Source organism: Thalassorhabdomicrobium marinisediminis (genome assembly GCF_003072065.1).
Classification (GTDB): Bacteria; Pseudomonadota; Alphaproteobacteria; order Rhodobacterales; family Rhodobacteraceae; genus Octadecabacter; species Octadecabacter marinisediminis.
Genome location: NZ_QCYG01000002.1, coordinates 247,674 through 273,132, shown reverse-complemented (window position 1 = coordinate 273,132; position 25,459 = coordinate 247,674). Strand labels below are relative to the sequence as shown.

Below are 25,459 nucleotides of genomic sequence, written 5' to 3'. Positions count from 1 at the left end.
CGCACCCTAGGGCCGTTGCGTTAAGGGTTTACGCGCCTGCGGTCCGGCGCGGTGAGGCTTTCTTAAGGGGTCCGGTGCAGACGCTTCGAAGTGCCGGTCGCCCCGCGAAAAATGCCGCGACCTCTTGTTCCAGGGCGCGGCCCACGTCATATCCGGCCCATGCAAAAACAACCGTCCCTGTCCCTTCGGGCCCGCACGGCCCATCTGCTGGAAACACCGCTGATCCGTTACGGGATCATCGGCGTGATCCTGTTCAACGCGATCATCCTCGGGCTAGAAACCTCGGATGCCGTCATGGCGGTTGCCGGGCCGGTGATCTACGCGCTTGATACCATCTGTCTGGCGATCTTCATCGTCGAGATTGCCGCCAAGCTCTTTGCCTACCGGCTCTCGTTCTTCCGCTCGGGCTGGAACCTGTTCGATTTCATCATCGTCGGCGTGGCGCTGGTTCCGGCGGCGCAGAGCCTGTCCGTCCTGCGGGCGCTGCGCATCCTGCGGGTGCTGCGCGTCATCTCGGCCACGCCTAGCCTGCGCCGCGTGGTTGAAGGGTTTCTGAGCGCGCTTCCGGGCATGGGCAGCGTCTTCATGCTGATGTCGCTGATCTTCTACATCGGCTCGGTCATGGCCACGAAACTGTTCGGCGCGGCCTTTCCGCAATGGTTCGGCGACCTTGGCGCATCGGCCTACAGCCTGTTCCAGATCATGACGCTGGAAAGCTGGTCCATGGGGATCGTGCGCCCGGTGATGGAGGTCTATCCCTACGCCTGGGCCTTTTTCGTGCCGTTCATCCTTGTAACCACCTTTGCGGTGGTCAACCTGCTGGTCGGTCTGATCGTGAACTCGATGCAGGACGCCCACCATGAGGAGACGAACGCAGCGACGGATGTCTACCGCGATGAGGTTCTTGTCCGGCTCGAAGCGATCGAAAAACAGCTTTCCCGGCGGGATTAGGCCCGCTTTCCGACCAGATCGACGCCCAAAGTCTCCAGCACCTTCGCCTCGATCTGCTCGGCATTCATACCGGCTGTGGCATACATGTCCTTCGGGCTGGCCTGATCGATAAAGGTGTCCGGCAGGACCATCGAGCGGTATTTCAGCCCCTGATCGAAAACGCCTTCTTCGGCCAAAAGCTGCGCCACGTGCGATCCGAAGCCGCCGATGGCCCCCTCCTCAATGGTGATCAGGGCTTCATGATCGCGTGCAAGCTTCAGAATCAACTCACGATCAAGCGGCTTGGCGAAACGGGCGTCGGCGACCGTGGGCGTGATGCCCTTGGCGGCCAAAGCCTCACATGCGGCCTCAACCTCTTGCAGGCGGGTGCCGAAGGACAGGATCGCGACTTTGGACCCGTCGCGGATCATCCGGCCCTTGCCGATCTCGAGCGGCTCGGCCGCTTCGGGACGCTCCACGCCCACACCCTCGCCCCGGGGGAAGCGGAACGCAATCGGCCCCTCGTCATGGGCCACCGCCGTGGCCACCATGCGCGTCAACTCCGCCTCATCGGCGGCGGCCATGACAACGAACCCCGGCAGATTGGCAAGGAACGCCACGTCGAAAGCGCCGGCATGGGTCGCGCCATCGGCACCCACCAATCCGGCGCGGTCAATGGCGAAGCGCACAGGCAACCGCTGGATCGCCACATCGTGCACGACCTGATCGTAGCCCCGTTGCAGGAATGTCGAATAGAGCGCGCAGAACGGCTTCAGGCCGCCCGCAGCCATGCCGGCGCAGAAAGTCACCGCATGTTGCTCGGCAATGCCCACGTCGAAACAGCGCGAAGCGAACCGCTGCATGAACCGGTCAAGCCCCGTGCCATCGGGCATGGCGGCGGTGACGGCGACGATCTTGTCGTCCTGTGCTGCGTGTTTGATCAGGCTTTCGGCAAAAACCGAGGTGTAGGACGGCGCATTGCTGACCGCTTTCGCCTGCTCTCCGGTGACGACGTTGAACTTGCCGGTGGCATGGCCGCGATCCGGGCGGTTCTCGGCGTAGCCTTTGCCCTTCTTGGTGATCGCATGGATCAGGATCGGCCCCGTTGCGCGCGTCTTGACCGTCCGCAACACGGTGAGCAATTGCTCCATATCGTGCCCGTCAATCGGCCCGAGATAGGAGAAACCCAGCTCTTCGAACAGCGTCCCGCCCACGGTCATATGCTTAAGCACATCGCGGGCGCGTTTGGCGCCTTCTTGCAAAGGTTCGGGCAGGAAGGACACCGCACCTTTGGCCGCGGCTTTCAATTCCTGGAACGGGGCACCGGCGTAAAGGCGGCTGAGATAGGACGACATCGCCCCCACCGGCGGCGCGATCGACATCTCGTTGTCGTTGAGGATCACGATCAGACGTTTCTTCAGGTGGCCCGCGTTGTTCAGCGCTTCATAGGCCATGCCGGCCGACATCGCCCCATCGCCGATCACCGCAATCGCGTCGCCCCCCTCACCGCCGAGGTCCCGCGCCACGGCGAAGCCCAGCGCGGCCGAGATCGACGTGCTCGAATGCGCAGCGCCAAACGGGTCATAGGCGCTTTCGCTGCGTTTGGTGAACCCGCTCAACCCGTCCTTCTGGCGCAAGGTGCGGATCCGGTCGCGCCGCCCGGTCAGGATCTTGTGCGGATAGCATTGGTGCGACACATCCCAGATGATCTTGTCCTTGGGCGCATCGAACACCGCATGCAGCGCCACGGTCAACTCGACAACGCCCAGCCCCGCGCCCAGATGCCCGCCGGTCTCGGACACGGCTGAGATCGTCTCGGCCCGCAATTCATCGGCCAGCGCGCGCAGCTGTCCATCGCTCAACCCGTTCAGGTCGCTCGGCAGGTCGATCCGGTCCAAAGTCGGCGTCAGCGGCTTGTCAGACATGGGTTCTGGTCCTTCAGTGCGTTCGGTCGACGACAAACTGCGCCGCCTGTTTCAACGTGTCGGCGGCGTCACCATAGGTATCTAGCGCATCGCAGGCCTCTTCAACCAGCTCACGGGCCCGCGCCCGCGCCCCGTCCAGCCCCAGATGGGACACAAAGGTCGCCTTGCCCGCCGCGCTGTCCTTGCCCACGGCCTTGCCCACGGCGGCCGCATCGCCGGTTTCGTCCAGCACATCGTCGGCAATCTGGAACGCCAGACCGATGGCTTTGGCATAGCGGCTCAGGCCTTCGGAATGCGCACCGACAAGCTGCGGCCCCGCTGTCGAGGCCCAGGTGATCAGGGCTCCGGTCTTTTCCGACTGCAATTGCGTAATCTCCTGCAACGTCAGCGGCGTTTCTACCCGTTCCGCTGCGATATCCGCCATCTGGCCGCGCACCATCGCCATCGAGGCACGCGCCAGACTCTCGGTCAGCGAGGCTGCATGAGGCCCGACCCGCGGGTTCGATACCAACTGAAACGCCAGCGTTTGCAGGGCATCTCCGGTGAGCACCGCTGTCGCCTCGTCCCATTCGCGATGCACAGTCGGCCGCCCGCGCCGCATGTCGTCGTCGTCCATGCAGGGCAAATCGTCGTGCACCAACGAATAGGCATGCAGACATTCGATGGCGAAAGCCGCACGTTCGCGCGGCTCTTCGTCGACGTCATACAAACGGCTCGATTCCAGCACTAGAAACGCGCGGAACGCCTTGCCGCCAGCCAAAGCCGACCCCATGGCCATGCTCAGCGTCGAGGCGTCAGGCGACTGCGCCAACCCCGACTTTTCGGACCACCGGCGCACCATGCCCTGCGCATCTGACAATGCCTGCCGGAATGCGTCAGCCATCCAACGGGGCCGTTCCAGTCGGAGCGCCCTCACCATCGAAGGTCAGCTTGGCGACCTTTTCCTCGGCGTCTTTCAATTTTGCCTCACACCGTTTTTTCAACGCCGCACCGCGCTCATAAAGGGCAATCGACTCGTCCAACGGGACCTCGCCGCGCTCCAGCTTGCCGACCACCTGTTCCAATTCGCGCAGAGCCTCTTCAAAGCTCATCTCATTGACATCGGCACTCATTCGCCGCGCTCCTTCAATACCTCAACATGCGCCCGCGCCGACCGGCCCAAAGCCTCAAGATCATATCCGCCCTCAAGCGCAGATACCACACGGCCCGCGCAAACTTCATCCGCCAAATCGCAGATCCGCTGCGTGATCCAGGCAAAATCCTCATCCCTCAGCTCCAACCCGGCCAGCGGATCATCCGCATGGGCATCGAAGCCCGCGGAAATCAGGATCAACTCCGGCGCGAAACGGCGCACCCGCGGCAGGATGTCAATGTCCCAGACCGCACGAAACGGCTCGGACCCTGCGCCCTCGGCCAAGGGCACATTCAGCACATTGCCAACGCCCGTCTCGTGGGCAGCACCGGTTCCGGGGTAGAGCGGCATCTGGTGGGATGAGCAAAACAGAATGCGCGCATCTTCCTCCACCAGATCCTGCGTGCCGTTCCCGTGATGTACATCGAAGTCCAGAATCGCGACCCGCTCAAGGCCGTGGAACTCCAACGCGTGATAGGCTGCCACCGCGACCGATCCGAAGAAACAAAAGCCCATCGCCGTCTCACGCTCGGCGTGGTGACCCGGCGGGCGGACCGCGGCAAATGCGTTGTCCACCTTGCCCGAGAGCACCAGATCGACGCCCTTCACGACCGCGCCCGCGGCGCGATAGGCCGCCTCGAGCGTGCCTACGGACATATGTGTATCCGCATCCAGCGACCGCCAGCCGTCTTCCGGGGCGGCGGCGCGAATGGCGTCCACATGGGCCTTTGGATGCGCCCGCAACAGGTCATCCTCAGCCGCCATGGGGGCATCGATGGTCACAAGGTCCATGCCGGTCAAAGCACCCAGAACCGAATCCAGCCGCGCCACCTGTTCGGGATGCCCCGGCGGTGTCACGTGGTCGTAGCAGGCCCGGTGTGTGATCAGTGCTGTGGCCATGCAGCCCCCTCCCCATCTTTACTTTGCAAATATCCCCGCCGGAGGCGCACATCCACCCCCCCGCGATCCCGCTTGCGGGTTTCGTGTTCTCTGGCCTCTCTCCGGATCTAGTCCGGTGCCAGCATATATCCCGCGCCGCGCACGGTCTGCAGATAGCGCGGCTGTTTGGGGTCCTCTTCCAGCTTGCGCCGCAACCGGGTGATCTGCACATCCACCGCCCGTTCCTGCGCTTGCCCGCCGGACCGGCCAAGGCGATCCACAAGGTCCGCCCGGCTGATCGCTTCCGCCGGAGAGGCCGAGAAGATCCGCATCAGCTGCGCTTCGGTCGCGGTCAGCCGCACCAAATCGTCGCCCTGCCACATCTCGCCACGCTCCATATCATAGCGCAGCGCCCCGAGGTGCAGCACTTTGGGCACCGCCGCCTCGGCCTCGGACGGGGGCACACGTCGCAGGATCGAATTGATCCGCAACAGCAGTTCTTTCGGCTCGAAGGGTTTGGCAAGGTAATCATCCGCCCCGGCTTCGAGCCCGGTGATGCGATCGTCGATCTCGGCCTTGGCCGTCAGCAGAAGGATCGGAGTATCGCGGTCCTTGCGCAGGGCAGCGCAGAGCGACACGCCGTCCTCGCCCGGCATCATCACGTCAAGCACGATCATATCGAAATCCAACCCCGAGAGGATGCGCCGTGCATGTGCCGCATCCCGCGCGGCCGTGACGAGAAACCCGTTGCGCACCAGAAATTTCTGCAGCAGCACGCGGATCCGTTCGTCGTCGTCGACGATCAGAAGATGGGGCTGGTCACTGTGCATGGGCTATCCCTTCAGGTCTTTCAGCGCCTCATAGCGTTTGCGCATGTCGTCATCCATCATCCCTTCCAGAACGGTGCGGAAACCGGCCACCGCTTCGGGCCCCGCTGCACGATAGGCCGCGCGCATCCGGTCGCGCTGGGCATCGGACAGCTGCCGCTCAAGCGCAGCACCCGCGTCTGTCAGATAAAGGTGCCGCTCACGTTTGTCGCGCGTGCCCACCTCGCTGCGCACCAAACCATCCTCGACAAGGGCACGCAACACACGGTTCAGCGACTGTTTGGTGACGCCTAGGATCGACAGCAGGTTGTTCACGGTCGTTCCCGGACTGCGGTTGATGAAATGGATCGCCCGGTGATGCGCCCGCCCGTAGGCGAGATCGGCCAGAATACGATCGGGATCGGCGGTAAAGCCCTGATAGGCAAAGAACATCGCTTCAATGCCCTTGCGCAGCTGCTCGTCTGTCAGAAACAGCAAGGCGTTGCCGCCGTCGTGACCGCTGCCTTCCATAGAGGCCCCCTTTTGATCGTTGCGGTCACAATACGTCAGCTTTATTGACATTCCAAGCACGTCTCGCTATCGATTCCGCAGTCAAACGCAATTATATGTCCGGACCGGGGCCTTTTGCGAAACAAATACCACAGAATCGGAGGCTCGGATGGCGGGTTCATATGCAGATCGCGACGGAAAAATCTGGATGGATGGGCAGTTGGTCGACTGGCGCGCGGCGAATGTCCATGTCCTGTCACACGCCATGCACTATGCCTCTTCGGTGTTCGAGGGCGAGCGTTGCTACAACGGCAAAATCTTCAAATCCCGCGAACATTCCGAACGGCTGCACTTTTCGGCGGGCGAGCTCGACTTCCAGATCCCTTATACCGTGGACGAGATCGAAGCCGCCAAGACAGCTGTCTTGCAGGCCAACGGTCTGACCGACGCCTACGTGCGCGCCGTGGCCTGGCGTGGTGCGGGTGAGGATATGGGCGTCGCCTCGGCCCGGAACCCGGTGCACCTTGCCATTGCGGCGTGGGAATGGGGCAACTACTACGGTGATGCCAAGATGAAGGGCGCGAAAATCGACATCGCGAAGTGGAAGCGCCCCTCCCCCGAGACGATCCCCGTCCACGCCAAGGCCGCCGGTCTCTACATGATCTGCACTACGTCCAAACACGCGGCGGAAGCCAAGGGATGCTCGGACGCGCTGTTCATGGATTATCGCGGCTATGTCGCGGAATGCACCGGCGCCAATATCTTCTTCGTCAAGGATGGCGAGGTTCACACGCCGAAAGCGGACGTTTTCCTGAACGGAATCACCCGTCAGACCGTCATCGAGCGCTTGAAAGACAAGCAGATCCAGGTCCACGAACGTGTGATCCTGCCCGAAGAGCTCGAAGGCTTCGAGCAGTGCTGGCTCACCGGCACCGCCGCCGAAGTGACCCCCGTGGGCCAAATCGGCGACTACAATTTCGAGGTCGGCACCCTGTGTCGGGACATCGCGGCCGATTACGAAAAGCTCGTGCGGTCCTAAACCCGGATCCCGCGATCAATACGCAAGAATCTGCGCAAGCGCCCGGACCCTGCAAGGTTCGGGCGTTCCTGCAAGATGCGGCTGGCACTCCGCGGCATCCCCTGCCGCGCGATTCGCAAGTAGGCGCGGGTGCGCAGCGCACCGTTGCCCGGACGGGGTTTGTCGATGATATGGCGAGTCATGGCAGTCCTCCCAAGGTTTGACGCCTGAACCTACCACAATCGGGGGTCGAAATCACCGGGTGTTATTGCAGCCCCTTGGCCTTGACCTTGCGCCTTGCCGTCGCGTCCAGTCCCAGTTGCCGTTCCCGCAGCACGATGATCACCCCCGCCGCGATCACGAAACAGGCCCCGACCAACATGCCAAGGGTCGGCACCTCGTCGAACCAGATGTAGCCGATCACCACGGACCAGAGCATCGAGACATAGGTGAACGGCGCCAGCACGCCCGCATCGGCAAAGCGGTAGCTGGACGTCAGAAGGATTTGCCCCAACCCGCCAACCAGCCCCGCACCGATCAGCAGCGCGAACTCATAACTCGTCGGCCAGACCCAGCCGAACGGCAGTGTTGCAAGCGACAAAACCGTCGAGGTGGCCGAGAACCAGAAGACGATCGCCGTCGTGCTCTCGACGTTCGCCATGCCCTTCACAAACACTTGCGCAAGCGCGGCCAGACAGGCCGAGCCCAGCGTCAACCCCACCCCCAGCGCCAGCGTCGACTCGAGCCCGACACTGAGCCTTGGGGCGATGATGATCACCACGCCGACAAATCCCAACGCCACGGCCGCGATGCGGATGAAGCGGAAACTCTCGCCCAGAATCAGGGCCGCCAGAACCACCATGACGATGGGTGTCACGAAGCGGATGGCGGTGACTTCGGGCAGGGGCAGGTATTTCAACCCGGCGAACCCCAGACCCATCGCGCAGGACCCGACGATCCCCCGCACCGCGTGATTGCGGATCGAGGTGGTTGCGATCCCCCGCGCGATGCCGCCGTGGGACATAAGCCAGACCAGAATGATCGGCATCGCCATGACCGAGCGGAAAAACATCGCCTCGCCCGCAGGTACGCGGTCCGCCGCTTTGATGAAGGCCGACATCACCGTGAAGACGGTGATCGAAGCAAGCATCAAGGCGATACCGCGGGACACATCGGTGCGGGGCAGAGCAGTCATGCCCCCTGCCTATCCGCAAGCATGGCACAAGGCCAGCGGCTTGCACTGCGCTCAATCGGGCGCCGTGACCCGCAGGATGCCGCCCTCCGGGTCGTCGATCAGCAACAGGACTGATCCGTCCTCCAGAACCTCTACATCGCGGACCCGACCGGCATCAGGCAGCAGACGTTCTTCACCAGTGACGACACCGCCCTCAAGGGTCAGCCGCACCAGACCGCCGGGATAGAGTGACCCGATCAACAGATCCCCTGCCCAGTCAAAGCCCCCCGCGCCATTGTGAAACGCCATGCCCGCAGGCGCAATCACCGGATCCCAGTAATACACCGGCTGCTCCATCCCGTCCCGAACTGCATCGCCCGAGCCGATGGGCTGATCCTGATAGGTCACCCCGTAAGAGATCACCGGCCAGCCGAAGTTCGCGCCCGGCACAGGCCGGTTCAACTCGTCCCCGCCTTTCGGTCCGTGTTCGATGGTCCAAAGCGTGCCGTCCTCGGCCACAGCAGCGCCTTGCACGTTGCGGTGCCCGTAGGACCATATTTCATCCATACCATCCTGACCGACGAAGGGATTGTCCTGCGGCACCTTACCCATGGGCGACACCCGCACCACCTTGCCGTAGGTCGTGTCCAGATCCTGTGCCAATTCGCGGTCCGCGAATGAGAAATGCTCACCGGTGGTGATATAGGCCATGCCGTCGTCGCCAAAGACGATCCGGCTGCCGTAGTGCATGGGGTTCTGCGACGGGGGGCTTTGCACGAAGATGTCCTGAACCTCGCTCATCTGCGTGCCGTCCGCGCTCAGCACGCCGGTTGCGGCTGCGGTGGCCACGCCGCCGTCAACGGGCTTTGCATAGGTCCACCAGACCCGTCGCGTCTCTGCGAAGTCCTCGCGCACCGCAACGTCCAGCATGCCACCCTGCTCACGCGGGTCGACCTCGGGCAGGCCGCCGATTGGCTCACCCAGGGCGTCAGGTGTCACCACACGCAAGGTGCCGGGCCGCTCCGTGACCAGAAAATCGCCGTCCGGAAGCACCGCGATTCCCCAGGGACGGTTGAGGCCCCAGATAAAGCGGTCCGATTGCACCTCGGTCGCCTCAAGGGCAGGCGCGCGCGTCTGGGTCTCGAACGCCGGTTGGAAATCCGCATTCGCCGGGCCCTGCTCGACTTGTGCCAAACCCGCCAAGGGCAGCCCCAACAGGGCAAAAGTAGAGGTCATCAAAAAGCGCATCACATATCTCCTGAAATCAAATGACTCAGGACCTCAACGCGCGGGCGCGGCCAAAGGCTCCGTCACGTTCCTGTCAGCCGCTCGACCGCCCAGCGTGCGGCATCGGCGACCTCCTCGGCCGGATCGTCACACAACGCCCGCGCTGCATCGGCCAAGGCGACGTCGCCCGAATTGCCAATCGCATAAAGCACGTTGCGCACGAAGCGGTCCCGCCCGATCCGCTTGATCGGGCTGCCGCTGAACAGCGCACGGAACGCAGGGTCATCCAGCCGCCCCAGCTCCGCCAGCTCGGGTGCTACGAGCTCCGGCCGCGCGGCATAGCGCATCTCGCGCGCTGCAACGGCGAACTTGTTCCAGGGGCAGACCGCAAGACAATCGTCGCAGCCGTAGATCCGGTTGCCCATGCGGGCGCGCAACTCTTCGGGCACCGGGCCTTTGTGTTCGATCGTCAGATAGGAAATGCACCGCCGCGCATCCAGCTGGAACGGCGCCGGGAAGGCATCCGTGGGGCAGATATCCAGACAGGCCGTGCAGCTTCCGCATTTCTCGGCCTCGGGCGGATCGGGCTCCAGCGCGGCGGTGGTGAAAATAGCGCCCAGAAAGAACCAGTTCCCCAGATCGCGGCTCAGCAGATTTGTGTGCTTGCCCTGCCAGCCCAGACCCGCGGCGGCGGCGAGCGGTTTCTCCATCACCGGTGCGGTATCGACGAAGACCTTGATCTCGCACCCTGCGGTGTCCACCAGCCAGCGCCCGACCCGCTTCAGCCGCTTCTTCACGATATCATGGTAATCGCGGTTCTGCGCATAGACGCTGATCGCCGCACGGTCGCGCTGGTGCAGCACCTCAAGGGGATCATGCTCCGGGGTATAGGGCTCGGCCAGCATCACGACCGAGCGCGCCTCGGGCCAGAGCGCCGCCGGATTGCTGCGCCAGGTCATCCGCTCGGCCATCCAGGCCATCTGCCCGTGCCGCCCTTCGTCCACGTAGTGTTGCAGACGCGGCGGCAGGGCCGGCACCGCGTCGGGCCTGCAGACCCCGAAGCCGGCGAACCCCTCTTCCAGCGCCTTCGCTTTCAGTTGCGCTTTCAGATCGGTCACGCCGCCCCCCTCCTCTTTGCTTCAAAAATATCCCGGGGTCCGGGGCAGCGCCCCGGTCCTAGAAATCCAGATCGCTGTAGTGCGCGGGCTGCGGAAAGCCCGGGATCTGGTCTGCCAGAATCGACCGGAACGCCGGCCGCGATTTGATCTTCGCATACCAGTCCTTGACGATCTCGGACCGGTTCCAATCCACATCCGACACGTAATCAAGGCAGGACAGATGCGCGGCAGCCGCGAAATCCGCAAGGCTCATCTCGTCCCCCGCCAGCCAGCGCCGCTGATCCAGCAGCCAATGCATGTAATCAAGGTGGTATTTGATCGCCTTCGCCCCGGCCTTCACGTTGGCGCTGTCGGGATAGCCCGTCCCCATCACCTTGCGGAACACCCGTTCCCCCATAAGCTTCTGGGTCACCTCGGCGTAGAACTTGTCGTCGAACCAGGCCACCAGCCGCCGCACCTCATAGCGGGCATCGGCATCGCGGGGCAGCAAAGCGGGGCTTGGCTGCGTCTCTTCCAGATATTCGCAGATCGCCGTGCTGTCGGCCATCGTGCGCCCGCCCATCCGCAGCACGGGCACCTTGCCAGCGGGATTGCGACGCAGAAAGTCCGCGTCCTGCTCCCAATACCGCTCCTCAACCAGCTCAACCTCGATGCGCTTTTCGGCCAATGACAGGCGCACTTTGCGGGAAAATGGCGACAGCGGATAGTGGTACAGACGATTCATGCAAACAGGCCTCGAACTGGGGGAACTGGCCCTTCAATGCCTGATCGGGCAGGCCGTTACAATCCCGCCGCCCTACTGAAAACAGGCCGCGCGACCATCCGCTTGGATCGTTGCGGCCCCGTCCGCAATCGACGCCGCGCGCCGCCGCACGAAGGACGACGGCTCCGAGGCCGAGCGCCCTTTCGGGTCTGGCAGGATCGCCGCCAGCCGTGCCGCCTGTGTGGCCGAAAGGTCCTGCGCGGTTACGCCGAAGTAATGCACCGCCGCCGCTTCGACCCCGAAGACGCCGCGGTCGAACTCGGCCACGTTCAAATAGACCTCAAGGATCCGCTCCTTGGACCAGACCGCTTCGACCATGGGGGTCATCAGCGCCTCAAGCGATTTGCGCAACCACGAGCGGCCATGCCACAGGAAGACGTTCTTCACCACCTGTTGGGAAATGGTCGAAGCCCCCCGCGCGCCGCCCTGCTCGAGTGCGGCTTGAATTGCGTTCACGTCGAGCCCCCAGTGCAGGCAGAAATTCGCATCCTCCGCCGCGACGGCAGAGCGCGCCATGACCGGGGCGATGTCCTCCATCGGGACCCAGGTTTGATTGACGCCGGCCAGACGGCGGCTTTCGGAAAACATATAGGGCGTGGTCGGCGGGTTCACGGCCGTCAGGGCCGCGGTTACGGCCAAAGCCAGAACGATCATAATCAAGACACCTCGGAACACAAATCTGACAACACGACGATAAAACGCCACCGGCTTGTCCCGCAGCCGCGCCTGTTTCGGCTTGGCAGACTGTGCCCTTGCCTTGGTTGTGGAACGGGTTGTGCCGGTTTTGCGCGCCATACGTCCTTCATCGCAGGCCCGCCGATAGCGTCAAGCCAAAGCATCAATCTCTATGTTATACGATAGCAATCCGGTCACAGGTCGCCGCACCAATGCGCGGCGACCTGTGGGGGTTACTCGGCCGGAACCGCCGCCTGTTCAAGAGTCAGCGGCGCGGGCAGATGGGCCAGCATTTCTTGCGGGCAGATCTGCACGAAATGTGCGCGCTCCTGCTCCCAGTGTTGCAGGATGTCGGCGGCCTTGCGGCTTCCGGTCTCTGCCAGATGCCGTTCGATCAGGCTGCGCACCTGGTCCTCCCAATGGGGCACGGTCACATCGCACGTCACCAGCGTTTCCATGTTGATCAGGGGCGCTGCCTGTCGGTCCGGATCGTAGAGGTAGGCCATGCCACCGGTCATGCCCGCGCCGAAGTTCGCGCCGATCTCGCCCAGGATCACAGCGACCCCGCCGGTCATGTATTCGCACCCGTTCGAGCCGCAGCCCTCGACCACCACGGTGGCGCCGGAATTGCGCACCGCGAAGCGCTCTCCGGCGCGGCCTGCGGCGAACAACGTCCCGGCGGTTGCGCCATACAGCACCGTGTTGCCGATGATCGTGTTGTCCGAGGCCACCAAAGGCGAGGCTTTGGGCGGATGCACCACGATCATGCCCCCCGACAGCCCCTTGCCCACGTAGTCATTGGCGTCACCGCAGACCCGCAGCTTCAGGCCGGGGGCTGCGAAGGCACCCAGCGACTGTCCGGCTGAGCCGCGCAACATCACCGTGAGATGGTCCGGCTGCAACGAGTTCCGCATCCCGAAGTTCTGCACGATGTGGCTGCTGGTGCGGGTGCCGACGGTGCGATCGGTGTTCTGGATGGCATATTCCAGTTGCATCTTCTCGCCGTCGTTAAGGAACCGCGCGGCATCCTTGACGATCTGTGCATCCAGCGTGTCGGGCACCGCATTGCGCGGCTTGGTGCGGTCATAGACGATGTCTTTCGCCCCATCGACGGTGATCAGCAACGGGTTCAGATCGAGATCATCGAGATGCGCCGACCCGCGGCTCACCTGCGCCAACAGGTCCGCGCGGCCGATGATGTCGTCCATGGATTTCGCGCCGATCTCGGCCAGAATTTCCCGCACCTCGGTGGCGTAGAAGGTGATTAGATTCACCACCTTGTCCGCATTACCGGTGAACTTGTCGCGCAGCGCTTCATCCTGCGTGCAGACGCCGACGGGGCAGGTGTTGGACTGGCACTGACGCACCATGATGCAGCCCATGGCGATCAGCGCGGCGGTGCCGATGCCGTATTCCTCGGCCCCCAGCATCGCCGCCATGACGATGTCGCGCCCGGTGCGCAGCCCCCCGTCTGTGCGCAGGGTCACGCGGTCGCGCAGCTTGTTCATCGACAAGACCTGATGCGCCTCGGTCAGGCCCATTTCCCACGGCAATCCGGCATATTTGATCGAGGTTGCCGGGCTAGCCCCCGTGCCGCCGTTGTGGCCCGAGATGAGGATCACGTCGGCCTTGGCCTTTGCGACCCCGGCGGCAATCGTCCCCACGCCCGAGGATGCAACGAGCTTCACCGTCACCTTGCAGCGTGGGTTGATCTGCTTGAGGTCATAGATCAGCTGCGCGAGGTCTTCGATCGAGTAGATATCGTGGTGCGGCGGGGGCGAGATCAGCGTCACGCCCTTGGTGGAATGCCGCAGCCGCGCGATCAGGTCGGTGACCTTCATGCCGGGCAACTGGCCGCCCTCTCCGGGTTTTGCGCCCTGAGCGACCTTGATTTCAAGCTCTTCACACTGGTTGAGATATTCCGCCGTAACGCCAAACCGCCCCGACGCAACCTGTTTGATCTTGGCGGAGGGGTTGTCGCCGTTGGCCTCCGGCACGAAATGCGCCGGGTCCTCGCCACCCTCGCCGCTGTCGGACTTGGCCCCGATGCGGTTCATGGCGACGTTCAACGTCTTGTGCGCCTCGGGCGACAGCGCGCCCAGCGACATGCCCGGCGTCACGAACCGCTTGCGGATGCTGGTGATGCTTTCAACCTCTTCGATGGGAACCGGTTTGCCCAGCGGCTTGACGGCGAGAAGATCCCTCAGATGGATAGGCGGATTGCCCTGCATGGCGCTGGAATACTGCTTCCACAGCTCATAGCTCGACCGGTTGCAGGCCTGCTGCATCAGATGCATGGTCTGCGCTTCCCAAGCGTGCTTCTCGCCCGAGCGGCGCGCCTTGTAGAAGCCGCCAATCGGCAGCACGTCCTGCCCGCCCAGCCAACCGGCCCGATGCACCGCTTCCACCTTGCGCTGGATGCCCGTGACGCCGATGCCGGAAATCCGGCTGTGCATGCCGGGGAAATATTCCGCGACCATCGCGCGGGACAGGCCCACGGCTTCGAAGTTCAGCCCCCCGCGATAGGACGACAGCACCGAAATCCCCATCTTCGCCATGATCTTGAGAAGGCCCTGATCAATCGCCGTGCGATACCGCGCCACCGCTTCGGTGAGCGAGCAATCGAGTAAGCCGCGCTCGATCCGGTCGTCCAGACTATCCTCGGACAGATAGGCGTTCACCACCGTCGCACCGCAGCCGATCAGCACGGCGAAGTAATGCGGGTCGATACATTCCGCAGAGCGCACGTTGAGCGAGGTGAAGGTGCGCAGCCCCTTGCGCGTCAACCATGAATGGACCGCGCTTGTGGCAAGGATCATCGGCATCGGCACGCGGCCCTCGCCCTGATGCTGGTCGGTCAAGGTCAGATGCCCCGCGCCCGAGCGCACGGCGTCCTCAGCCTCGGCCCGGATGCGGTCCAATGCGGCGCTTAGCGCGCCCGCCTCGCCGCCTGCGGGGAAGGTGCAATCAATCTCGACGCATTTGGCGATGAAGGCTGATTGCAAGGCGTCCCACTGCGCATTGCCCACGAAGGGGGAATCGAGCACCAGAATCTCGGTCTGGCTGCTGTCCTCGTCCAGCACGTTCTTGAGGTTCCCGAACCGCGTCTTCAGGCTCATCACCCGGAATTCGCGCAGGCTGTCGATGGGCGGGTTTGTGACCTGACTGAAGTTCTGCCGGAAGAAATGGCTCAGCGGGCGGTATTTCTCGGAGAGCACCGCGCTGGGCGTGTCGTCGCCCATGGACACCAGCGCTTCTTTCGCGTCCTCGGCCATGGGGGCAAGGATGTTCTCAAGCTCTTCAATGGTGTAGCCCGCTGCGATCTGGCGCTTGCGCAGCTCGGCCCCCTCATAAAGCGGCGTCTCGGTCACTTGCGCCAGATCATCGTCGAGCTCGTTGATCTTCGCGACCCACTCGCCGAAGGGCAGCGCGGCCGACATCTTGTTCTTCAGGTCCTCATCGTGGAACAGCTCGCCACGGCCCATGTGCACCCCGATCATCTGGCCCGGGCCCAACGCGCCTTTCTCGATCACCGTCGCCTCGTCAATCGGCACCATGCCCGCCTCGGACCCCGCGATCAGCAGCCGGTCGCCGGTCACCACGTAGCGCATGGGGCGCAGGCCGTTGCGGTCCAGCCCGGCGCAGACCCAACGCCCATCGGTCATCGCCAGCGCGGCGGGGCCGTCCCAAGGCTCAATGACGCTGTTGCAATAGGAATACATGTCGCGCCACGCCTGCGGCAGGGCGGTCGCCTGTTTCGACCAGCTTTCCGGCACCAACAGGGTCTTGGCCATGGGCGCCGACCGGCCGGAACGGACCAGAACCTCGAACACCGCATCCAAAGCCGCCGAATCCGACGATCCGCTGGCCACCACCGGCTTCACATCCTCGGCAAGCTCTCCGAAAGCACCGGACGCCATGCGGATCTCGTGGCTTTTCATCCAGTTCAGGTTGCCCTTGAGGGTGTTGATCTCGCCATTATGCGCGAGCATCCGGAACGGCTGCGCCAGCCACCACTGCGGAAAGGTGTTGGTCGAATAGCGCTGGTGATAAATGGCAAAGGCGCTTTCGAACCGCTCATCCTGAAGGTCGGGATAGAACTCGGCCACGTCCTGCGCCAGCATCATCCCTTTGTAGATGATCGACCGGCAGGACAGCGAGGCGAGGTAGAGCTCACGCACGCCGGCGGCGGCCGCGGCCTTTTCGATGCGGCGGCGGATCACGTAGAGCTCGCGCTCGAAGGTCTCCTCATCCACGCCCTTGGCGTTGGAAATGAGGATCTGCTCAATCTCGGGGCGGGTCGCGTTGGCCTTCTCGCCCAGCACGGAAATGTCCACCGGCACGTGCCGCCAGCCGTAGATGTAGTAGCCCATCCGCAGCACTTCGGTCTCTACGATGGTGCGACAGGTTTCCTGCGCGCCGAAATCCGTGCGCGGCAGAAACACTTGCCCCACGGCCAGCATCTCGCCTTCGCGCGGCTTATGCCCCGTCCGGGCCACCTGATCGTAGAAGAACGGCACCGGAATCTGCACATGGATGCCCGCGCCATCGCCGGTGCGCCCGTCCGCATCGACCGCTCCGCGGTGCCAGATCGCCTTGAGCGCGGCGATCCCGTTCTCGACCACTTGCCGTGATTTCTTGCCGTCGATCGAAACCACGAGCCCAACGCCGCAATTGGCCTTCTCGTCGCCATGGTCGTACAGACCGTTCTCGGCCATCCACTCGCGCTTGTCCTGCTCGGCCTTGGCCCATGCTGCATCATATGTGGTCATGTGTTTGTTCCTTCGCTCAGGTGCGGATGGGTCTTTTCATAGTCTTGCTTGCTGACGCGGACGGCGTCCGGTGCGGCAATGCTGAAGGCGTCAGGGTGTCGGTCCGCATAGACCACGCGGCCCAACCGCGCATCGCCGGCATTGTCGAACAAACCAGGGGCAAGTTCGAAGTATCCTGCGTCCGGTCCGTCCGGATACCGGAACCAGACGGCCGTCCCGCAGGTGTCGCACCAAGCCCGTTCCCCGATGGACGAAGACCGGTGTGTCTTTACTGGCCCGTCAAGCGTGACCCGTTCTTGCGGGACTTCGATGCCCATCTGGACCGACCCGCTCCAACGGGTGCACATTTCGCAATGGCAGGCCGAAATCTCACCCAGTGGTCCGGTCACCTCGACCGTGACCGCGCCGCACAGACAGTGACCCTTGATAACCTCACCCATCAGTCGACCTCGTACGACGAAAGCTGCAAGCCGCAGCCGTGTTTGGGATTTACGGATAGGAAGCCCGGCTCTCCGGGGAAGATGAACTCGACCGGCGTGTCGTCGCTGTCGAATTGGTCGTCGCTGGTGATGTAGCTGCTCTCGCCGCCGATAAACATGCGCCACTCGGGGCTGATGAACTCCCGCCCCTCGCTGCGCCATGCAACGTTACCCGCAGCGTCATAGGCGGTGAGCGCGTATTCCGTGCGCAACAGGGTCACGCCGTCAATCTCGACCTGCTCGCCGGTCAGACGGTCCATGCCGACGTAGCGACTGTCGCCGATTTCGGCGCTGCCGGTGGTGAAGTCCCAGGTGTCGACGGACTTCGCGATCAGCTCGCTCAGGCTCATCGGATCGACGCTGCTTTTCAACCGTTCCGTATGCGCGGACCGCAGATGAAAGCTCTCGAGCCATTCGGCCTCTTGGTTGATCCGTCCGACGTAGGTGAGGCCCTCTTCGTCCAGCGTCGCGCGACGCTGCTCACCGTTCGCGTCATCTGCACAGCGGAAATAGTGGGAGATGGAACAGCTTTTCGACTGGATCGTCAGATAGGCGTCACAACCAGCGGGCAGGGAAAACTCCTGCGCGTGGGCGGGGGCGGCGGCCAGAATGGCGAGCGCAAGGCCAGTCTTCATCATCCGTCGTGTCTCCTTTTCAGTCGGGCCGGGACGGTCGCGCACTTATTCCGCCGCAACGACTGACGCGCCCTGATCCACGTAGTCCAGAATCGCAGCCGCCGCATCGCGCCCGTCGCGGATCGCCCAGACCACAAGGCTGGCACCGCGGACGATGTCACCGGCGGCGAAAACGCCGTCAAGGCTGGTCTGGCCGGTGGTGAATTCGGCCTTGATCGTGCCCCAGCGCGTCACCTCAAGCTCAGGCGCGCCCCAAAGCGTGGGAATATCTTCCGGCTCGAAGCCCAGCGCCTGCACCACCAGATCCGCCTCTTCCACATAGTCGCTGTCCTCAACCAGCTCGGGCATCTGGCGACCGGTCGCATCGGGCGCGCCAAGACGCATCTTCTGCACCATCACACCGCCGACCACCTCGACCGCCGTGCCGGCCATGTCAGAGCGGGTCGTGAAGCCCTTCGGGGCGGACAGCCAGACGAACTCGACGCCTTCTTCCTTGGCGTTCTGCACCTCCCGCAGCGAGCCGGGCATGTTCGCCTCATCCCGGCGATACAGGCATTTGACCGACCGCGCGCCCTGCCGGACCGCCGTGCGCACGCAGTCCATGGCCGTGTCGCCGCCGCCGATGACCACGACCGACTTGCCGGCTGCGTTCAGCTCACCGCTGTCGAACTCCTCGACATCATCGCCGAAGCTTTTGCGGTTGCTGGCAGTGAGGTAGTCAATCGCCCGCACGATCCCGTCCGAGCCGACGCCCGGCGCCTCAAGCGCGCGTGTTTTGTAGACGCCCGTGGCGATCAGCACGGCTTCATGCTTTCCGCGAATGGCGTCGAACGAGATGTCGTCGCCCACGTCGCAGTTCAGGACAAATTCAACGCCGCCCTCCTCAAGCTGCGCCATGCGCCGCATCACCACGTCTTTCTCGAGCTTGAAGCCGGGGATGCCGTAGGTGAGCAAGCCTCCGCCGCGATCATACCGGTCATAGACGGTCACCTGCAGCCCGGCACGGCGCAACATGTCCGCCGCGGCCAATCCCGCCGGACCGGCCCCGACGATGCCAACGCTCTCGCTGCGCTCGGTGTGGGGGCGGATCGGCTTGACCCAGCCTTCCTCAAACGCGGTGTCGGTGATGTATTTTTCCACCGATCCGATGGTCACCGTGCCGTGACCGGATTGCTCGATCACGCAATTGCCTTCGCACAGCCGGTCTTGCGGGCAGATGCGGCCACAGATTTCAGGGAAGGTGTTCGTCGCTTGGGACAACTCATAGGCTTCCTGCAACCGCCCCTCGGCGGTCATCCGCAGCCAGTCGGGGATGTTGTTGTGCAAAGGACAATGGGACTGGCAATAGGGCACGCCGCATTGGCTGCATCGGCTTGACTGCTCCTTGGCCTTGTCGTCGGCATACTCGGCATAAATCTCGTGGAAATCGTCGCGCCGCAGATCGGGGGGCCGTTTTTCCGGCATGTCCCGCGCCACATCCACGAATTTGAGCATCTTCTGACCTGCCAAACACCTATCTCCCTTTGAACGACCACCCCTTTTATGCTGCGCGACCACGCAATAAAAGTCAGCAGTGTTTACCTAATAGGCTTTTATTTGTGACCACGGGCGCCCCTGTGTCAACAAAAAATCGAAAACTCGATCCGAAGCGGACCTATATACCGCCTTCCCCCGGACGGCAGGTTCACTACAAAGGCCGTATCGAATCACTGGACCGGTGTTGCCATGCCCCTTCTCACCCTCGTTCTCGCCGCTCTCATTCAGGGGATCACCGAGTTTCTGCCCGTCTCGTCCTCCGGTCACCTTATTCTGCTCCCCGCGCTGACGGGGCTTGAGGATCAGGGGCAGGTGATCGACGTCGCGGTGCATGTGGGTACGCTGTTCGCAGTCATCCTGTACTTCTGGGCTGATGTGCGCCTTGCGCTCGGCGGCCTGCCCCGCGCCTTGCGTGGCAAAACAGACACCGAAGGCGCACGCCTCGCACTCGGCCTGATCGTTGCGACCATTCCCGTGGTGATCTTCGGCCTGATCCTGAAGCTGACGGGATGGGACGACGCCCTGCGTTCGATGACGGTGATCGGCTGGACAATGCTGATCTTCGGGATCGTGCTCTATTGGGCCGACCAGACCGGGCCGACAAAGCTCAAGACGCGGGATTGGGGCCTGCGCCACGCGCTCACCATGGGGGTGTGGCAGGCGATTTCACTGATTCCCGGCACATCCCGGTCGGGCATCACGATCACCGCGGCGCGCCGACTGGGCTACACCCGGCAGGATGGCGCCAAACTGTCGATGCTTATGTCGATCCCTACGATCATCGCGGCAGGCACCCTCGCCGGAATCGAGGTCGCGGCCACCGCGAACGGACAAGCAGCCCGCGACGGCGCCATTGCCGCAGCGCTCGCCTTCGTCGCGGCGCTTCTGGCCCTCACGCTGATGATGCGGCTGCTGCGATCGGTCAGCTTCACGCCCTACGTGATCTATCGGATCATTCTGGGCGTCGCACTGCTCGCCCTCGCCTATTCCTAGACCTTGAGGTTCCGCGCGCTTTCCTTGATCGCGTCATACTGACCGGAAGGGCGGAACCGCCAGAGGTAATCTTCCATCACCGCTTCCATCGCGGTCGGAGAGATGCCCAGCGCCGCAAAGCCCTTGGCATCCCCAGCCACCACGTTGTCGCGCCGCAGGTTAATGATCTGATCGGCAGTGATCGGACCCCGCACCAGACCGAAGCTCAGAAACCGGACGACGCTGAAACCAAAGGCCATGATACGCGCCATCCAGAACGGAATGTTGAGCACGACGCGGCGGCGGCGGATCACCTGCAACATCTGCTCCATCAACTGACGGAAGGTGCCTACATCGGGGCCGCCAAGCTCGAACACGCCGCGCACGTCGCCTGCAACACCCAGTTCGGCCGCAGCCGCAACATCGTCCACATAGACCGGCTGGAACCGCGTGTTGCCACCCACCACCGGCAGAACCGGCCCGAAGCGGGACAGGCTCGCGAACCGGTTAAAAAATTCATCCTCGGGGCCGAACATGATCGAGGGGCGCAGGATCATCGCGTCAGGCATATGCCGGAGCACGCCTGCCTCGCCTTCGGCCTTGGTGCGGCTGTAATCGCTGTCGCTCTCTTCATCCGCGCCGATGGCCGAGATGTGCACCATCCGGCGAACACCCTCCTCGGCGGCAATCCGGGCAATCCGCTCGGGCCCCTCGGCCTGCACGGCGTCGAAGGTATTCGCACCGATGCTATCGAGCACACCCACACAGTTCACCACCGCATCCGCGTCCCCCATGACCGCGCGCACCGAATCGTCGTCGCGGATGTTGCAGAACACAGGTTCGACCTGACCGACCACACCATAGGTGCGCACGAACATCGCCTCATTGGGGTTGCGCGTGGCCACCCGAATCCGCCAGCCGGCCTTGGCCAGACGCCGGGCAATGTACCGTCCCAGAAAACCGGATCCGCCGTAGATGGTGACAAGTTTCGACATTCTGAAAACCCCTGACGCTATGGTTCCTTCGATCTATCGCCCCGCCCCGCGATAAACAAGTTATAACAGGGGACATCTTGGCGCGGCGGGTCCCCCTTCATCTGACCAAATAAACTCATTTTGCCCGATCTGCCAGAAAGTGCGCCGATTCCCGTTGACACCCCCTGTGCATCCCCTTAAAGCCCCCCTCACGTGATCTGTGCCCAGATGGCGGAATTGGTAGACGCGCCAGCTTCAGGTGCTGGTGTCCGTATGGACGTGGAGGTTCGAGTCCTCTTCTGGGCACCATCCTTCCCCATGGCTTCGGCATGCAAGAAGGATGAACATGACCAACTACCTGTATCAAAACGATTTGCCCGACGGACTCGACCTTGGCTCCGTCGTTGCGATCGATTGCGAAACCATGGGTCTTAACCCGCACCGGGACCGTCTGTGCCTGATCCAGATGAGCAGCGGCGATGGCGATTGCCACCTGATCCAGGTGGCACAAGGCCAGACCCAGGCGCCGAACCTGTGCAAACTTCTGGCCGATCCCAACGTGTTGAAGCTGTTTCACTTCGGGCGGTTCGACATTGCTGCGATGCTCAAGGCCTTCGGCGTCGTCACCGCGCCCGTCTATTGCACCAAGATCGCCAGCAAACTGGTACGCACCTACACCGACCGGCACGGGCTGAAGAACCTGCTGCAGGAATTGCTGGGCGTCGATATTTCGAAATTCCAACAGCAAAGCGATTGGGGGGCCGAGACACTGACCGAGGCGCAACTCGACTATGCGGCGTCTGATGTGCTCTATCTTCACCAGCTGCGCGACGCGCTCAATGTGCGGCTGCGGCGCGAGAACCGGACCGAGATGGCCCGCGCCTGTTTCGATTTCCTGCCCATGCGCGCGCAGCTTGATCTGGCCGGCTGGCCGGAACAGGACATCTTCGCGCACTGATGGCGAACGCCCGGTTCATAGACACCGCCCGCCGGGTCATCCGGTGCGAGGCCGAGGCGCTCAGCACCTTGGCCGAGGGGCTGGACGACAGCCTGTCAGACGCGGTCGATCTGATCCTGAACGCCACGGGCCGTATCATCATCTCGGGCATCGGCAAGTCCGGCCACATCGCGCGCAAGATCGCCGCGACGCTGGCCAGCACCGGCACGCCGGCGCATTTCGTGCATCCGGCAGAAGCGTCGCACGGGGACCTCGGCATGGTGACGCGGGGCGACGTGGTGCTGGCGATCTCGAACTCGGGCGAGGCGCCGGAGCTGGCCAACCTGTTGGCCTATACCCAGCGGTTCGGCATCCCGCTGCTGGCGATCACCAGCCGGCCCGATAGCACGCTGGCGCAGCAGGCCGACATCACCCTTCTCATGCCGCGCCTGGACGAGGCCTGCGGCACCGGTGTCGTGCCCACCACCTCGACCACGATGACACTGGCGCTGGGGGATGCTCTGGCCGTGGCATTGATGGAACATCGCGCCTTCTCGGCCGAGAATTTCCGCGACTTCCACCCCGGCGGCAAGCTTGGCGCGCAACTGCGCCGCGTGGGCGATCTGATGCACACAGGTGAGGCTGTGCCCCTTGCTGCTGAGGCCACCCCGATGAGCGATGCGCTGCTCACCATCAGCCAGAAAGGCTTCGGCGTGGTTGGCGTTCTGGACGCGGATGCCCATCTGAGCGGTATCGTGACCGACGGCGATCTACGTCGGAACATGGCCGGGCTGCTGGACCTGACAGCGGGCGAAGTGATGACGCGGGCCCCGCGCACCATCGGACCGGCGGCTTTGGCGGAAGAGGCTGTGAACGTGATGAACGAAAGCCAGATCACTTGTCTGTTCGTGGTCGATCCCGAAGGGTCGAACAAAGTCGCGGGCATCCTTCACATCCACGACTGCTTGCGCGCTGGCATCGTCTAGATGACCCGCGACACGAACCTTTATTCGCAGTTCGTCAGCTTCCTGAAAATCCTGCTGCCCCTTGCTGCGCTGACCCTGATGTCGACGGTGTTCCTGCTGGCGCGGCCGCCATCGGGTGACAACCAGATCCCCTACGCCGAGCTTGACCGTATGGCGCAGGAGCCGCGCCTGTCCGGGGCCCATGTCTCGGGCGTGGCCGAGGATGGTTCTGTCATCGAACTCACCGCCCGCACGACCCGTCCCACCGGCGATCTGATCGAGGCCGAGGCACTAGCCGCGGGGATCGACACCGCTGACGGCACCCGCATCGATATCCGTGCCGGACGGGGCGAGATCGACAGCGCCGCCCGCACCGCACGTCTGACCGGGCTGGCCCACCTGCAAACCTCGAACGGCTACGAGATGGAGACCTCCGGGTTCACCGCCGACCTCGCCACGGGCCGCATCACCTCGGACGGCGCGCTTGAGGTGAAGGCCCCGTTCGGCTCGCTCACCGCAGGGGAACTGGTCATAGATACGCCACAAGACGCCGATGGGCAGGTGATGCTTTTCCAAAAGGGTGTTCGGCTGGTATATACCCCGAAACAATAGGGATCATGAACGTGAAATTTTACAAGACGGCCATCCTGTGCGCGACGCTGTCGTTTGCCGCGCCTGCCCTGTCCCAGACCGACATCAACCTTGGCGCGGTCAACGCCGACCCGACCGCGCCGGTGGAGATCACTGCCGACAGCCTGAGCATCGAACAATCCAGCGGCACCGCCATTTTTGAGGGCAACGTGGTTCTGGGTCAGGGCGATCTACGGTTGTCCGCCGGGCGGGTTCAGGTGGTCTACAATGACGCCAGCGGCGACATCAGCCGCCTGAGCGCGTCGGGCGGCGTCACCTTCGTGACCGGAACCGAGGCCGCCGAAGCGCGTGAGGCCGAGTATGATCTGGACAACGGCACCCTTGTGATGACCGGAGAGGTATTGCTCACGCAGGGGGCGAGCGCGATCTCCTCGGACAGTATGCGCATCGACCTTGAAACCGGAGCCGCCCGGATGGAAGGCCGCGTGCGCACGGTGTTTGCCCAAGGCGGCAACTGATGGCCACCCTCACCGTCACTAAGGGGGACGCGGGCCTGCGGGTTACCAACCTCCGCAAGAGCTACCGCAAGCGGCTCGTCATTCGGGACGTGAGCATGGAGCTCGGCCGGGGTGAGGTCGTGGCGCTTCTGGGGCCGAACGGCTCGGGCAAGACCACCTGTTTCTATTCGATCGCCGGATTGGTGACGCCGGAAGGTGGACAGGTGATCGTGGACGGGCGCGATGTGACCGCGCTGCCCATGTACCGGCGCGCGAAGATGGGGATCGGCTATCTGCCGCAGGAAATGTCGATCTTTCGCGGGCTGAACGTCGAAGACAACATCCTGTCAATCCTGGAAATTTCCGAACCCGACCGCACCCGCCGCCGCGAACGGCTTGAGGAATTGCTGTCGGAGTTCTCGATCGTACATCTGCGCCGCGCGCCCGCCATGGCGCTGTCCGGCGGGGAACGCCGCCGCGCGGAAATCGCCCGCTGTCTGGCGGCAGACCCGAAATACGTGCTTCTGGATGAGCCTTTCGCCGGCGTCGATCCCATCGCTGTGGGGGAGATCCGGCACCTGACCGCCGACCTCAAGACCCGCGGGATCGGGGTTCTGATCACCGATCACAACGTGCAGGAGACTTTGCAAATCGTGGATCGTGCTTATATCCTTCATGACGGCAAGATCCTGATGTCCGGCACCACGGATGAGGTTGTGCAGGACGAGAATGTGCGCCGTGTCTATCTGGGGAACACCTTTCGGGTTCCGTGATCGGGTGACACAGCCCATTGACAGGTCGCTCTGATTGTCGCCAACTGAGGAGGATGACAGTGTCTGTTTCCAGTGCAGTTCGGATCACGCTTTATGGGCGCCGGTCGCATTCACGAAAAGACCCGTCCTCGCCCCCGACAATTCCGGTTTAGTTTTCGCGGTCCGCAAGGG

At 63.4% G+C, this 25,459-nt stretch carries 24 protein-coding genes and 1 tRNA gene; 9 read left to right on the top strand and 16 right to left on the bottom strand.

Annotated features, from left to right (window positions below; genetic code table 11):
- Positions 1-159 precede the first annotated feature (159 nt).
- On the top strand, positions 160-951 hold the full coding sequence (locus DC363_RS03690) for an ion transporter (protein ID WP_108639783.1): 792 nt from the start codon (positions 160-162) through the stop codon (positions 949-951).
- On the opposite strand, the gene dxs is transcribed toward DC363_RS03690, so the two are convergent.
- The 6 genes from dxs to DC363_RS03660 all read right to left on the bottom strand — a co-directional run bounded on the left by dxs (position 948) and on the right by DC363_RS03660 (position 6,203).
- Positions 948-2,855 carry a 1-deoxy-D-xylulose-5-phosphate synthase gene (dxs, locus tag DC363_RS03685; RefSeq protein WP_108639782.1) on the bottom strand — a complete coding sequence of 636 codons (1,908 nt, stop codon included), beginning with the start codon at positions 2,853-2,855 and terminating at the stop codon, positions 948-950. The genes DC363_RS03690 and dxs overlap by 4 nt on opposite strands.
- A 13-nt stretch (positions 2,856-2,868) precedes the next feature.
- A complete protein-coding gene (locus tag DC363_RS03680; RefSeq protein WP_108639781.1) occupies positions 2,869-3,738 on the bottom strand; it encodes a polyprenyl synthetase family protein in 870 nt (289 codons plus the stop codon).
- Complete coding sequence (locus tag DC363_RS03675) at positions 3,731-3,967, bottom strand: exodeoxyribonuclease VII small subunit (protein ID WP_108639780.1); 237 nt, start codon at positions 3,965-3,967, stop codon at positions 3,731-3,733. The genes DC363_RS03680 and DC363_RS03675 overlap by 8 nt, the downstream gene beginning before the upstream one ends.
- On the bottom strand, positions 3,964-4,887 hold the full coding sequence (locus DC363_RS03670; protein ID WP_108639779.1) for a histone deacetylase family protein: 924 nt from the start codon (positions 4,885-4,887) through the stop codon (positions 3,964-3,966). Before DC363_RS03670 ends, DC363_RS03675 begins: the two co-directional genes overlap by 4 nt.
- Positions 4,888-4,994: 107 nt before the next feature.
- Positions 4,995-5,696 (bottom strand): response regulator, encoded by a 702-nt coding sequence (locus DC363_RS03665; protein WP_108639778.1) that lies wholly within the window; start codon positions 5,694-5,696, stop codon positions 4,995-4,997.
- 3 nt (positions 5,697-5,699) lie between these two features.
- Complete coding sequence (locus DC363_RS03660; RefSeq protein ID WP_108639777.1) at positions 5,700-6,203, bottom strand: MarR family winged helix-turn-helix transcriptional regulator; 504 nt, start codon at positions 6,201-6,203, stop codon at positions 5,700-5,702.
- A gap of 148 nt (positions 6,204-6,351) precedes the next feature.
- Between DC363_RS03660 and DC363_RS03655 the strand changes: the two genes are divergently transcribed.
- A complete protein-coding gene (locus DC363_RS03655; protein WP_108639776.1) occupies positions 6,352-7,221 on the top strand; it encodes a branched-chain amino acid aminotransferase in 870 nt (289 codons plus the stop codon).
- 244 nt (positions 7,222-7,465) lie between these two features.
- Here the strand turns inward: DC363_RS03655 and DC363_RS03650 are convergent, their stop codons facing one another.
- The 9 genes from DC363_RS03650 to DC363_RS03610 all read right to left on the bottom strand — a co-directional run bounded on the left by DC363_RS03650 (position 7,466) and on the right by DC363_RS03610 (position 19,552).
- Complete coding sequence (locus DC363_RS03650) at positions 7,466-8,395, bottom strand: DMT family transporter (protein ID WP_108639775.1); 930 nt, start codon at positions 8,393-8,395, stop codon at positions 7,466-7,468.
- 51 nt (positions 8,396-8,446) lie between these two features.
- The gene (locus DC363_RS03645) at positions 8,447-9,622 is read right to left on the bottom strand and encodes a PQQ-dependent sugar dehydrogenase (RefSeq protein ID WP_108639774.1); all 1,176 of its coding nucleotides are present in this window, start codon (positions 9,620-9,622) and stop codon (positions 8,447-8,449) included.
- 62 nt (positions 9,623-9,684) lie between these two features.
- The gene (gene queG, locus DC363_RS03640) at positions 9,685-10,719 is read right to left on the bottom strand and encodes a tRNA epoxyqueuosine(34) reductase QueG (protein WP_108639773.1); all 1,035 of its coding nucleotides are present in this window, start codon (positions 10,717-10,719) and stop codon (positions 9,685-9,687) included.
- 58 nt (positions 10,720-10,777) lie between these two features.
- Positions 10,778-11,443 carry an FtsZ-binding protein FzlA gene (gene fzlA / locus DC363_RS03635; RefSeq protein WP_108639772.1) on the bottom strand — a complete coding sequence of 222 codons (666 nt, stop codon included), beginning with the start codon at positions 11,441-11,443 and terminating at the stop codon, positions 10,778-10,780.
- 72 nt (positions 11,444-11,515) lie between these two features.
- Positions 11,516-12,277, bottom strand: coding sequence for a monofunctional biosynthetic peptidoglycan transglycosylase (mtgA, locus tag DC363_RS03630; protein ID WP_108639771.1), 762 nt, complete (start codon positions 12,275-12,277; stop codon positions 11,516-11,518).
- Positions 12,278-12,390: 113 nt separating this feature from the next.
- Entirely contained in the window at positions 12,391-16,929 is a 4,539-nt protein-coding gene (gene gltB / locus DC363_RS03625; protein ID WP_108639770.1) for a glutamate synthase large subunit, read from the bottom strand.
- On the bottom strand, positions 16,926-17,369 hold the full coding sequence (locus DC363_RS03620; RefSeq protein WP_108639769.1) for a GFA family protein: 444 nt from the start codon (positions 17,367-17,369) through the stop codon (positions 16,926-16,928). Before DC363_RS03620 ends, gltB begins: the two co-directional genes overlap by 4 nt.
- Positions 17,369-18,046, bottom strand: a complete 678-nt coding sequence (locus tag DC363_RS03615; RefSeq protein ID WP_241962908.1) for a hypothetical protein — start codon at positions 18,044-18,046, stop codon at positions 17,369-17,371. The genes DC363_RS03620 and DC363_RS03615 overlap by 1 nt, the downstream gene beginning before the upstream one ends.
- Positions 18,047-18,088: 42 nt before the next feature.
- A complete protein-coding gene (locus DC363_RS03610) occupies positions 18,089-19,552 on the bottom strand; it encodes an NAD(P)-dependent oxidoreductase (protein ID WP_108639768.1) in 1,464 nt (487 codons plus the stop codon).
- Positions 19,553-19,768: 216 nt separating this feature from the next.
- Between DC363_RS03610 and DC363_RS03605 the strand changes: the two genes are divergently transcribed.
- On the top strand, positions 19,769-20,572 hold the full coding sequence (locus DC363_RS03605) for an undecaprenyl-diphosphate phosphatase (RefSeq protein WP_108639767.1): 804 nt from the start codon (positions 19,769-19,771) through the stop codon (positions 20,570-20,572).
- Here the strand turns inward: DC363_RS03605 and DC363_RS03600 are convergent.
- Positions 20,569-21,546, bottom strand: a complete 978-nt coding sequence (locus DC363_RS03600; RefSeq protein WP_108639766.1) for a complex I NDUFA9 subunit family protein — start codon at positions 21,544-21,546, stop codon at positions 20,569-20,571. The two genes, DC363_RS03605 and DC363_RS03600, sit on opposite strands and share 4 nt — an antisense overlap.
- Positions 21,547-21,747: 201 nt before the next feature.
- Here DC363_RS03600 and DC363_RS03595 point away from each other — a divergent pair.
- From DC363_RS03595 to lptB, 6 genes are all read left to right on the top strand, one after another.
- Positions 21,748-21,834 (top strand) — tRNA-Leu (locus DC363_RS03595).
- Positions 21,835-21,871: 37 nt separating this feature from the next.
- Entirely contained in the window at positions 21,872-22,483 is a 612-nt protein-coding gene (locus DC363_RS03590; protein ID WP_108639765.1) for a ribonuclease D, read from the top strand.
- A complete protein-coding gene (locus DC363_RS03585) occupies positions 22,483-23,448 on the top strand; it encodes a KpsF/GutQ family sugar-phosphate isomerase (protein ID WP_196778370.1) in 966 nt (321 codons plus the stop codon). Before DC363_RS03590 ends, DC363_RS03585 begins: the two co-directional genes overlap by 1 nt.
- Entirely contained in the window at positions 23,449-24,039 is a 591-nt protein-coding gene (locus tag DC363_RS03580; RefSeq protein ID WP_108639763.1) for a hypothetical protein, read from the top strand.
- A gap of 11 nt (positions 24,040-24,050) precedes the next feature.
- A complete protein-coding gene (gene lptA / locus DC363_RS03575) occupies positions 24,051-24,536 on the top strand; it encodes a lipopolysaccharide transport periplasmic protein LptA (RefSeq protein ID WP_108639946.1) in 486 nt (161 codons plus the stop codon).
- A complete protein-coding gene (gene lptB, locus DC363_RS03570; RefSeq protein WP_108639762.1) occupies positions 24,536-25,288 on the top strand; it encodes an LPS export ABC transporter ATP-binding protein in 753 nt (250 codons plus the stop codon). Before lptA ends, lptB begins: the two co-directional genes overlap by 1 nt.
- Positions 25,289-25,459 lie beyond the last annotated feature (171 nt).